The organism is Candidatus Chloroploca sp. Khr17 (assembly GCF_004138165.1).
Lineage (GTDB): Bacteria > Chloroflexota > Chloroflexia > Chloroflexales > Chloroflexaceae > Chloroploca.
Genome location: NZ_RYFF01000062.1, coordinates 18,073 through 28,880 on the forward strand (window position 1 = coordinate 18,073; position 10,808 = coordinate 28,880).

9 protein-coding genes and 1 pseudogene are annotated in these 10,808 nt (G+C 65.7%); 6 read left to right on the plus strand and 4 right to left on the minus strand.

The genetic code is table 11. The annotated features are described in order from the left end of the window. Positions 1-500 precede the first annotated feature (500 nt). The gene (locus tag EKD05_RS22320) at positions 501-1,301 is read left to right on the plus strand and encodes a hypothetical protein (RefSeq protein ID WP_129677322.1); all 801 of its coding nucleotides are present in this window, start codon (positions 501-503) and stop codon (positions 1,299-1,301) included. Positions 1,302-1,396: 95 nt separating this feature from the next. Here the strand turns inward: EKD05_RS22320 and EKD05_RS22325 are convergent, their stop codons facing one another. Both EKD05_RS22325 and EKD05_RS22330 read right to left on the minus strand, forming a co-directional pair. Further along, on the minus strand, positions 1,397-1,732 hold the full coding sequence (locus EKD05_RS22325) for a XisI protein (protein WP_129677324.1): 336 nt from the start codon (positions 1,730-1,732) through the stop codon (positions 1,397-1,399). Further along, a pseudogene (locus EKD05_RS22330) lies at positions 1,720-2,137 on the minus strand (XisH family protein). Before EKD05_RS22330 ends, EKD05_RS22325 begins: the two are co-directional and overlap by 13 nt. A 318-nt stretch (positions 2,138-2,455) precedes the next feature. Between EKD05_RS22330 and EKD05_RS22335 the strand changes: the two are divergent. From EKD05_RS22335 to EKD05_RS22345, 3 genes are all read left to right on the plus strand, one after another. Continuing rightward, positions 2,456-2,872 carry a hypothetical protein gene (locus EKD05_RS22335; protein WP_129677326.1) on the plus strand — a complete coding sequence of 139 codons (417 nt, stop codon included), beginning with the start codon at positions 2,456-2,458 and terminating at the stop codon, positions 2,870-2,872. Between the two features lie 253 nt (positions 2,873-3,125). After that, the gene (locus EKD05_RS22340) at positions 3,126-3,794 is read left to right on the plus strand and encodes a RadC family protein (protein WP_129677328.1); all 669 of its coding nucleotides are present in this window, start codon (positions 3,126-3,128) and stop codon (positions 3,792-3,794) included. A 136-nt stretch (positions 3,795-3,930) separates the two neighbouring features. Next, positions 3,931-4,953 (plus strand): AAA family ATPase, encoded by a 1,023-nt coding sequence (locus tag EKD05_RS22345; RefSeq protein WP_165360897.1) that lies wholly within the window; start codon positions 3,931-3,933, stop codon positions 4,951-4,953. Positions 4,954-5,175: 222 nt separating this feature from the next. On the opposite strand, the gene EKD05_RS22350 is transcribed toward EKD05_RS22345, so the two are convergent. Next, a complete protein-coding gene (locus EKD05_RS22350; protein WP_129677332.1) occupies positions 5,176-5,598 on the minus strand; it encodes a hypothetical protein in 423 nt (140 codons plus the stop codon). Between the two features lie 107 nt (positions 5,599-5,705). Between EKD05_RS22350 and EKD05_RS22355 the strand changes: the two genes are divergently transcribed. Next, the gene (locus EKD05_RS22355; protein WP_129677334.1) at positions 5,706-7,595 is read left to right on the plus strand and encodes a VWA domain-containing protein; all 1,890 of its coding nucleotides are present in this window, start codon (positions 5,706-5,708) and stop codon (positions 7,593-7,595) included. A gap of 507 nt (positions 7,596-8,102) precedes the next feature. Continuing rightward, positions 8,103-9,248 (plus strand): DUF6744 family protein, encoded by a 1,146-nt coding sequence (locus tag EKD05_RS22360; RefSeq protein ID WP_129677337.1) that lies wholly within the window; start codon positions 8,103-8,105, stop codon positions 9,246-9,248. A 54-nt stretch (positions 9,249-9,302) separates the two neighbouring features. Here EKD05_RS22360 and EKD05_RS22365 read toward each other — a convergent pair. Next, positions 9,303-10,808 (minus strand): SUMF1/EgtB/PvdO family nonheme iron enzyme (locus EKD05_RS22365; RefSeq protein WP_165360898.1); only part of this gene is annotated, 1,506 nt, incomplete at its 5' end.

Here is a 10,808-nt window from a genome sequence, read left to right on the forward strand (position 1 = left end):
GACCTCACCCACGAGCCAGGCCCACGCACCGCTCAGGCCAGGCCACGCTCACCCACCGCTGCCGTTGCGCGCGCCATCCATGGTGCGCCTGCGGCAGCATGGTCACGGGGGCTGCCGCCACCCGCCCGCCATGCGGGACCCACCCCCGCCGGGCCGGGCGCATGGCAGGGGGCGGGCCGGGCCTGGCGGGCCGCAGGCGGCCCCGCCCGCCCCCATCGTTGCGTGGGGGGCCTGGTCACGAGGCGGCGGGTGACCAGGCCCCCCACGCCCCGCCCGGAAGGAGGGGAAGGTGCGTGCAGCAGGGCTCCGCAGCATACCACCTTGCGCCTCGCTCGCCGGAAGCGGCGCACCTGCGGCGGGGCGGCGGCTGTGCCCCCAGGCCTGGGAGAGGCCGCCCCGCCTGGCTGCGCTCGCGCCGGCGGCTCGGGAAGCGCGGCGGTGGGGGCCGCAGGCACCTGCTGGCGCACTGGGCGTCAGCGTTGTGCTGTTACGGAGACCCCATGAAGATTCGTGCAACCATGAACCACCTCGCGACCGTGGCCGTCCAAGAGATTGGCTTCTGTGTTGGCATCCACTGGCACACCGTTACCCTCACCGCCCCGCCGCCCGGAGCGCTCACCGCCCGCTGTCGTTTGGTCACCGTGCTCTTTACCGGCCGTGAGCCGGCGCACCGCTACCATGCCGTGCTCCAACGTCAACACCTCGACTGTCACCCCGCCGCGCACATCCGTGAGCGCACCGTGCAGGCCGCTGACCAGACCTTGCGCGGCTTTGGCGTGACGGCCGTGCTTAGCCCACAGCAGACCGCGGCGGAAGGGCTGCGCCAGGCGCCACCGATCCAACACCAGGCGGGCACCCGCCGCTTCTTTGCCCGGCTGGCCCAGGCCGCGCGTCCGCAGCGACCCTGGTGGGACGACGACGCCGAGGCAGACAACCCCACCGACCGCTGGACATACGATGCCTTTGTGCATCGTGCTGACGCCGCCTACAACGACGAACTGGAACACGAATTGGCGCAGATCGAGGCCGCCTACAATGCCAAGCTCAGCGGGGCGGGTGGCGCGAGCCGCCGAGCGGCGCTGGCCTCGGTCGAGGCGCTCGTGGCCTATGCCCGTCGCCGCGAGGTGTCCCCTGACGAGTTTGCGCGACGCAACGCGGCGCGGCAGGCGGAGCAAGAGGCCTGGCTCGCCACGCAACGCCAGCGCGAGACCGAGCGGGCGCAGGCCCTCGCCGCTGATGCCGCTGAGGTCGCCATGGCGCTGCGCCGCTCGCCCAGGGCGCGCCAGCGGCGCACAGCCTGACCGACCGTGCGGCCACGCTGCCTGACAGCGTGGCCGCACGCCAACGGACGGCACTCGTGCCGTGCCCGGCTGGGTGATCCTCCGCTCGCTCATGGTCACTCAACCGCAAAACCCGTGAACTGCCGACGAAACGGGCTGTGAAAGGCTAAGACAATATCTGTTTTGGGCACGCCCTGTTCAACCAAACGGTTGGCAATCCCTTCCTCGGTTCCATCGTGTTGAATCCAGATTTTTCCTTGCTTAATGTCCAGGTGCAACAGACTCCCATGAATGCGTTCATACCCATTCCAGCCAACCGTAACCAGTTGATAATGATCATGAAGCGGATCCATGATCACTTCAACCTCAATATCGCCATAGGATGGGCGATATTGAGCATATTCGGTGAGGATATCCTGGATGTAGGCTCGATATTGCGCTACTTTATCCACTGATGCACCTCCTCAGTCTCAGGGTTATAGACCAAAATCTTGATCGCATATTGCGTAAGAATGCCCTGGGTGAAGGTCAAGGTAAAAAATGTCTGATACACATCAACGGGCACAGCGAGAAAGAGCTCATACGCTGGTTTCCTTTGCGCCAGTGCATAGCGATAATTCAGGAATTGACCCAAAGCTGTATGGAATTCACTGATAAATGATGGGCCGAGAAAACTTTTAATTTCAACTGCGATGGCGTCGCCATCCTTCTCAGCAGTGAGGAGTTTCTCTGCGCCTAAATCAATGTAGAGATCAATTCCTCCCGATCTGGATAACCAACGGATCAGCGGTAACGATCCAGCCATCCTTGATCAAGGCCTGTTTGACAGCCTGATGAAAAATATCTCGTGCAGCCATTGCGCAAGAAACCCCTAACGTGTCTGATCGTTCTTCCTCACCTAGAGTATAGCATGTTGAGCCCGCTCTTGGTCTCACAGACGCTGGCTTCCACCATGACCACCTGATGTTCCCCGCCACACTATGGCCGCGTCCTTTCCCAAGCGATCGCATCCAGCACGGGCCTACCGCACCCGCCGGTGCGGTCAGGGGAGGACACGGCAAGCCGCGCCCGCGCCCAGGCGCACATGTGCCCACCGCACGGGCTGCGCCCGCGTCGGCGAGGCATCCCACCAGCGCCTGACCGACGCGGTGGTCGGAACGAAAGGAGTCGCCCCCATGACCGCACCATGCTGGCCCGCTGATGACTCATCCGCCACCAGTCCCTTTGGCCTGTGGCAAGATGACATGCTGACCGCTCACGAAGCCGCAGCCGCCCTAGCTCGTGAGTTGATGGAAGACCTGGAACCGCGCTTCCAAGCGCTTGCCACCCGACGTGCGCAACGAATGCATGAACTGGCAACCCTCATGCCGCTCCTCGAAAGCCCGCTCTTCGTCAATGGACGCTGCCTCCACTGGGTCGAACCCACGATCATCACCGGCGTCGACGAGCACGCCCTGCGTCGCCTCCGTGACGATCTACGGACGCAGGGCCTTGATGATCTGGCCGATCGCCTGGACGCCTGTTTCCTCACGCGCACGGCAAGCGGCAGGCTCGTGATCGAAGCACGCCCACCGGCTAGGCGAACGCCGTGAGGGTGATACCATTACCGCCTGCATCCGTCCATGCCATGGCGTGCCTAGCCAGGGTCATGGAAGAACGAACTGGTACACCAGGGCGAGAGGGATGCGGAGGGTTGAACGCCACCAACCACCTCATCGTCGCCCCTCACGCCAGGGACGCTTGCATGTGGGTCGTGCCGCATACTTCCTCCGTAGATACCAGCCGCCTCCGCGGCTGGTGTGGCAGGGCTGTGTTTGAGGTGCCCATCACGAAGGAGATGCCCCGATGACCCGCATTCGCGAACTGCCGCTCCATGAACAGCCTGCTGCCCGCCTGGCGACCACGGGCCCCGCCGCCCTGAGTGACGCCGAATTGCTCGCCCTCGTCGCGGGACAAGACGATCTCGCTGTCTGTGCCGCCACGCTGCAGGCCTGCCACGGTTGGGTTGGCTTGCTCCGGGCCGACCTGGCCTCCGTCACCGCCAGCCTTGGCACGCCGCGCCGGGCGACCCACCTCAAGGCCGCGCTCGAAATCGGGCGCCGCCTCACGCTTGCAAGCTATGATGACCGCCTGCAGATCCGCTGCCCCACCGATATCGCCCAGGTCTTGATGGTCGAGATGCTCGCGCTGGATCAGGAAGAGCTCTGGGTGGCCTGCCTCGATACGAAAAACCGTGTGCAGAAGCTCGCCCGTGTCTATCGCGGCTCCGTGAATACGGCCCTGGTGCGCGTCGGCGAGATCTTCAAAGAGCCCTTGCGCATCAATAGTACCGCCATCATCATCGGCCATAATCATCCCTCCACCGATCCCACCCCGTCCCCCGAGGATATTCTGCTCACGCGACAACTCGTCGAGGCCGGGAAGCTCTTGGACTGCCAAGTGCTCGACCATCTTGTCGTTGGCGGCAATCAGTATGTGAGCATGCGGGAACGCGGCCTGGGCTTTGCCACCTAGGGCCGTGCCAGACGACCTCTGCGGGCCGTAGCGCGATGCTGACCGCGTCCAGATGCGCTGCACCCCATCGCACATCGGCAATCGGCAATCGGCAATCGGCAATCGCACGCGACCGCTCCCCCTGAAAGAGGTACCTATGACCCCGACCCCTGGCCTTGACCTGACGCCGTTGGCTGGCCCGTTGACCACGCTCCAACGCCTTGAAGCGGATCTCGCCGCCCGCTTCCTCGAACGTGATGACGCCGTGCGCACCTTGCTGGTCGCCGTCCTGGCCCAGCAGCATGTGGCCGTGCTGGGGCCTCCAGGGACGGCCAAGAGTCTGCTGGTGGAGCGGCTCGCCGCGCGCATCACCACGCCGGGCAGTCCCACCCAGCCCTTCGTCTGGTTGCTTACCCGCTTTACCACCCCCGATGAACTCTTTGGCCCGATTAGTGTGGTCGGCCTCAAGCGGGACGAGTATCGCCGGATCACGCGCCATAAACTTCCCGAAGCCCGCTTTGCGTTTCTGGATGAGATCTTCAAGGCGAATTCCGCCATCCTGAATGCCTTGCTCGCCCTGCTCAACGAGCGCGTCTTTGATAATGGCCCGACTCGTCTGCCGGTACCCCTCGTGACCTGCGTCGGCGCGGCCAATGAGCTCCCCCAGGGCGATGAGCTCGCGGCGCTCTGGGATCGCTTTGCCCTGCGCTTCATGGTGGGCTATGTCTCCGAAGCCGCGTTTCCGCGCTTGCTCCGCCTCGCCGCGCTCGCCACGCCACCCGTGACGATCAGCGAGGCGGCGTTGACCGCGCTCCATCAAGCGGTGCCTCAGGTTGCCATCCCTGACCCGATCATTGCCGCCCTTGCCCAGTTGCGCACGGAGCTCGCAGGCAAACACATCGTCGCCAGTGATCGCCGCTGGCGCCAGAGCCTCGATCTCCTGCGGGCGCATGCACTGCTGGAAGGGCGCGGTCAGGTGGAGGAGGATGATCTGACGATCCTGCGCGAGGCCCTCTGGCAGACGCCGGAGCAGCGCAGTCAGTTACCCAATCGTAAACGATTGGGCTTGTCTCTGGCGCTACTAACCCGAAGGTCAGCATCCGAGACGTTCGGCCTACTGACAAAGGCCCTGTCGGGCGAACCCGACAGCGAGTGCAGATGCAGAAGCATACGACCTTGAACCTTTTACCCGTTCGAGGATTCCCGAACGGAACCGGCAAGATTCAGTTTTCAAGGTGCGTTTCAACCGTCTCCACCGGCGAACCGGCTTCGTGCCTTGCACACGAACAAGTGTACCACAGAACATATTTTTTGGCAATAGAAAGCGGCAAACGGCGCTGTGGGCTAAAGCCGCTCAAGCAGGGCGCTTCCTCCCAGCCGTAAACGTGCTGGGCTTCCGCGCCTAAAGGCAAGCAACTGTGAGATCGGGCGTCGCGTGGCCCGGCTCGCCCATCCGCTCATCGCCCGCGCCGTCGAACTGAGTGACCAGGCCCTCAGTATCCACGAGGCGACCATGGCAGCCCAGCGCGAGCCGCACCAGGACGATCAGGCCAAGATGCAGGCCGCCGTCGAGGGGGCCACGCGCCTCAAGACCGTCGCCACGCAACTCAACCGGCTCCTGGAACAGGCCCAGAGCCAGGGGCAGAAGACCGATCGCCTCATGCGCATGCACGCGCAGGTGCAAACGCTCCGTGACACTCCGCAGCGGCTCAAGCCGCGCGGCTTCTTGGCCCAACCCGCCTCGTGGCGAGCTTGACGACCAACGGATCTGTCCGACCCGGTTCCCGAAGGAACGTGGTGCACCATGCAAAGGAACACCTGACATGTTTTACGCCACGCAGGATTTGGGCGTGGCAACCCGCAACATATCCTCCTGTTCAGGTGCGGCTCCCGAAGGAGCACCTGTGCAGCCCGAAGGCCCACATTGCGGGCATGATAGCACAAAAGTTCAATGACGGCAATGTTTTGGCTGAAGCCAGCAAGAAACCCGCCTCACCGCACGCGCTCAAGCGCGGCGGCTTGCGGCGGGTTCCCAAAGGTCATGCGATCCCGAAAGGAAGCTATGCAATGGAGTTCCCCGATGTCGTACCCGCTGATGCCCCACCGACCGCCCTGCCGCCGCCGCCCATCGGCGCGTCCACGCCGCAGGCCCCAGCCGACCCAGCCGTTCTGCCGCCGCCGTCGCCGGCACCATGCGACGAGGCTGCCCTCCTGGAGGCAGCGGGCTCCCTCGCGGCCCTCCCCACCGAGGACGCCTGGCTCAGCGACGGCATTGCCCCCACCGCCATCCAGGACGGCAGCCAGGTGCTGCGCCACGATGGCTACGATGTCCAGGCGTGGCAGACGACGCTCGCGCAGCTTGCCGCGCTGCAAACCCTCGTGACCAACGCGGCCACGCAGGTCGTCACCGGCCCGGCCCTTGTTGCCGATCTCTTCTGGAGCGTCTTCAAACGTGCGCCGATGATCGCCCCGGTGGCCCCGCTCCGCCCGGCCTACCAGTGGCATGAACCCATCCTCAGCGAGATCATGCAGACAGTGGAGTGGGCGCACCTCCGCGCCGCAGGGACGCTCGGCGACCCGCTGGCCAGTGCGCTCGCCACCATGGGCCTGGCGCGGGCCGTCCTGGCGTCGCTGGATGCGACCACCTGTACCCAGGTCGCCGACCTCAATGCCCACGAAGCAGCGGCGGCGGCCTGGCTTGACCGCGCTGCGACCCTGACCGAACTCGCCCAGGAGGCTCGTGACGCACGTCGTCAGCCGCTCCTGGCCGAGGCGCAGCACGCCCGTGCCGCCGCCAACGCCGCCCAGCAGGCCGCCGCAACGCTCGCCGACGCCCTCCAGGCCACCGCCCCCACCCGCGCGGCCACCGCCCGCCGGGCGAGTCGTGCCGCCCTGGACACCGCCGCAGCGGAACTCACCACGCTCCACCACGCGCTCGCGGCCTTCGGCGGGGGTGGCACCAGCCATGGGGGGCCGGGCGGACTAGCCGCAGCGGGTGACCTTCCGACCACGTTCGCCCTGGCTGAACAGATCAGCCAGAACCCACGTCTCCGCCAGCTCGCCACGCTGTGTGGCCGCTTCACCCAGATCGCCCTCGCGGTCCAGACCAGTCGGGTCGCCCATCCCACCGACGAACTCACCAGCATCACCACCGGCCACGACCTCGGACGCCTGCTGCCGAGCGAGCTCGCCTTGCTCACCACACCCGCGCTGGAAGACCGCTTCATGCTCCACTATGCCGAGCAGCGCTTGATGCAGTACGACCTGGTGGGCCACGAACGGCAGGGGCGCGGGCCGATCATCGTCGCGCTCGACTCCTCGGGCAGCATGGCCGAGCCTGGCGGCAGCGACGGCCTCAGCAAGGAGGTCTGGGCCAAAGCCGTGACCCTGGCCTTGCTGAGCATCGCCCGCCGGCAACGCCGCGACATGGTGGTCATGCACTTCGCCGGCACCCCGGAGCTGGCGGTCTTTCCCTTTGCGCACGGGCAGGCCACCCCCAGCGAAGTGCTCACGTGTCTGAACTACTTCAACGGCGGTGGCACGCGCTTTGAACCCTGGATGCAGCACGCCCTGACGCTGATTGATCAGGCCACCTACGACCGCGCCGACGTCATCTGCCTCTCCGACGGCCTGACGCACCTTGACCCTGCGCTCAGCGCGGCGTGGCACACCCGTCGCACCACCCGCGGCATGCGCGTCTTCAGCGTGCTCATTGGCACCACCGAGGGTGCCGACGTGCTCGCCGCGCTCAGCGACCACCTGTTCACACTCACCGACCTGCAAGACGATCAGCCGGTGCTCCGCAGCCTCTTCGCCCTCTGAGCACCACCCCTGCCCGCGCATCATCATCGACCGACCGACCCGATGCCCCTGCAACCGCAAAGCTTCGCGCCTGGGCGTCAACACCGGTGACACTCCGCAGCGGCTCAAGCCGCGCGGCTTCTTGGCCCAACCCGCCTCGTGGCGAGCTTGACGACCAACGGATCTGTCCGACCCGGTTCCCGAAGGAACGTGGTGCACCATGCAAAGGAACACCTGACATGTTTTACGCCACGCAGGATTTGGGCGTGGCAACCCGCAACATATCCTTCTGTTCAGGTGCGGCTCCCGAAGGAGCACCTGTGCAGCCCGAAGGCCCACATTGCGGATATTATAGCACAAACGTTCAATGACGGCAATGTTTTGGCTGAAGCCAGCAAGAAACCCGCCTCACCGGACGCGCTCAAGCGCGGCGGCTTGCGGCGGGTTCCCAAAGGTCAACATGCTTGGCGCCATCCCACCCTCGGTACGCACCGTGATCCATCATTTGACCACGAAAGGAGTCCGCTCATGACCACGACCATTCCGCTGCTCGGCTATCATGTCTGGTGGAGTACCCGCGGCCTGCGCGTCAGCCACGACGACCTGCTGAACCATCTCAACGCCACCGGCTTTGGTGCCTTCGCCCCGGCCCTGCCCACCGATGCCACGGCGCTCAAACGCGCCATCTACGCCTGGCTCGACGACCAGCACCAGACGGGCAGCCCGCTCCAGCCACCCAAGGGGGGCATCCGCAACCTGGTACGCCCAATCAATACCCGCAGCAGCCAGCACATCGTCTTTGCGCTGGTGGGGGAAGCCGTCGACTTCGCGGCGTTGGGCCTCAGCTACGGCACCCAGGCCCGCATTCTGCTGGAAAAGCTCAGCCCGCACGAACGGCTGCACCGCGAACCGGCCCTCATCTGCACGACCGCCGCAACCGGGGTGATCGCGGCCCAACACGAAGCGAGCGCCTTCACGGACGCCCTGCGCCCACGCTGGCGCACCTACCAGACGCTGCACCTCGCGGGTGATCTCACGCACCTCATCCGCACGATCATCGACGCCATCCCCGGGGCCGTCTGTGTCCGGCGCGAAGGCGGCCTCTTCTTCGTGCCCGTCAGCGAACATGCCACCCTGCTCCGGCTCCGCCAACTGGTGGCAGCATTGCCGACCGACGGCGAACACGAACCCTACGTGGAACTGCTCGGCGTCCCGGACGAAGCCGCCGCCCGCCGCACTATGGCCCGCGCCGTGCATCGCGGGATGCTCGCTGATGTCCAGGCCATGCAGAGCGACCTGAACGATCTGCAGCGCAAAGCCAAGCAAGTCAAAGCGAGCACCATCGCGCAGCGGCTCAGCGCCTACCAGCAGGTCATCGCCCGCGCCCAGCTCTACGCCGATCTGCTCGGCATGCACCAGCAGGACATCCAGACCGCCATCACCGACCTGAGCGCCGTCGCCCGCGCATTGCTGCTCAGCGACACCAACGCGCCCAGCGACCGCAACGACGCGCTCGTCGCCGCGCCCATTCACCCGCCCGACGGTGGCGACGCAACGATCAGCCCCACGAGTGCCGAGGCCACCCACCTGGGAACTCACCCCAACGCGTCCAACGGCACGTTCAACGGGGGGGCGAACCTTGGCACAGAAGCTGGGGTGCGTCCATCCATGTGACCGCGCCCAAGATCAGGCGCGTGGCATAAGATGGCACGCGCCTGGTGCCCGTATTCATTGCGACACCGAGGCGATGCGCACATAGCGACCAGTGAAAGTGAGCCAGCAAGCGATGCATGCCGCGCCGTTGCGCCACGGGCGCAAGCAAGGGGGTGCGCCCCCTTGCATCCCCCCGGCACCGCGCCGCGCCCCCGCTAGCCCTACCTGTGCTACCTGCACGGCGGTACTTACGCCACGCGACAGAATACAGAACACTTTACACATGTGGGTGCCGGGCAAGCCGAAAACCCACATCCCGAAGATGGGCGCCGGGCGAAAGAGGTTGCGGAGGGCCGCGCGCAGGAGGAACGAAGCATCGCGCCACGAGCCGCCACGAAGTGTAAAGCGTTTTCTGGCCGCATCAACCCCCTCCTCCCGTCCATTGTCAGGTTCAGGATCATAGGGGTACGGACGATACACACTCCGCGTCCATTCCCACACATTGCCCGCCAGATCGAGCACCCCGTCCGGCGTCGCCCCGGCCGGGAAACAACCCACCGCAGTCGTGCCACCATACTGCTCATCAAAGTTCGCCCGTTCACCCTCAGGCTCAGCCGCCCCCCACGGATAGATCCGCCGCATCGGCCCCCGCGCCGCATACTCCCACTCCGCCTCGCTCGGCAGCCGGTAGACGAAGCGATCATCCAGGTATGCGGTCAGCCAGCGGCCAAAGGCCATGGCTTCATACCAATTCACGCCCACCACCGGGGAGTTCCCACGCCCGTGCCCGAACGCTTCATCATCCCACCATTCTGGCTGATCTTTGCGCTGCCGCCGCTGCCACGGATCCAACCCCTCGGTGGCGGCATCATCGCGGGCCAGCCACGCCCGCCCTGCCGCATCCCACCAGGGGGCCGTTGGATCATACCCGCCCTTGGCGATAAACACCGCATACTGCGCATTCGTCACCGGGTAGCGCCCGATGGCGAACCCGGGAACGGGCACCTCCACCTCGTTCTCAGCATCGGCAAACCAACCCTGCCTATTACTTGGCAGTTGGGCACGCTCCGCAGCGGTTACCCCCAGCATCACGCTGTCCCCAGGCAGTTCCACCATCGCGGGTGGCAGCGTGCAAACGCCGGGGCGGGGGTCGCCCAGCGGCGCAACGAGGGCGCCCGCCTGAACGCGTACCGCCACCGGGACGGTCGGGTCGGTGATCAGGCTCGCCAGATCCGCTGCCAGATCCGCCTGGAGTTGACCGAATTCGTCGCCCCCGCGTCGCAGGCGCTTCCAGCCCACATCCGCCGCGATCACTGCCGCCAAGACCAGATCCTGTTGCCGCTGCTCGGCACTGCGCTCGCGCAGACAGCGCAGTCGGTTCAGGAATTGGTACGGGATGGCAAACAAGCCTTCATGCACCGCATGCCCGAGCCCCAACATCATCGGAATCTGCCACCGGTCGTCGTGCCGCACGGCCATCATCCGCTCGACGAAGGCCGGACCCCTCACCAGTTCCAGGCCCGCCAGATACTCTTGGAAGGTCTGATGCGGAAAGACATAGTCTTCCCCGGCCCCCTGCGC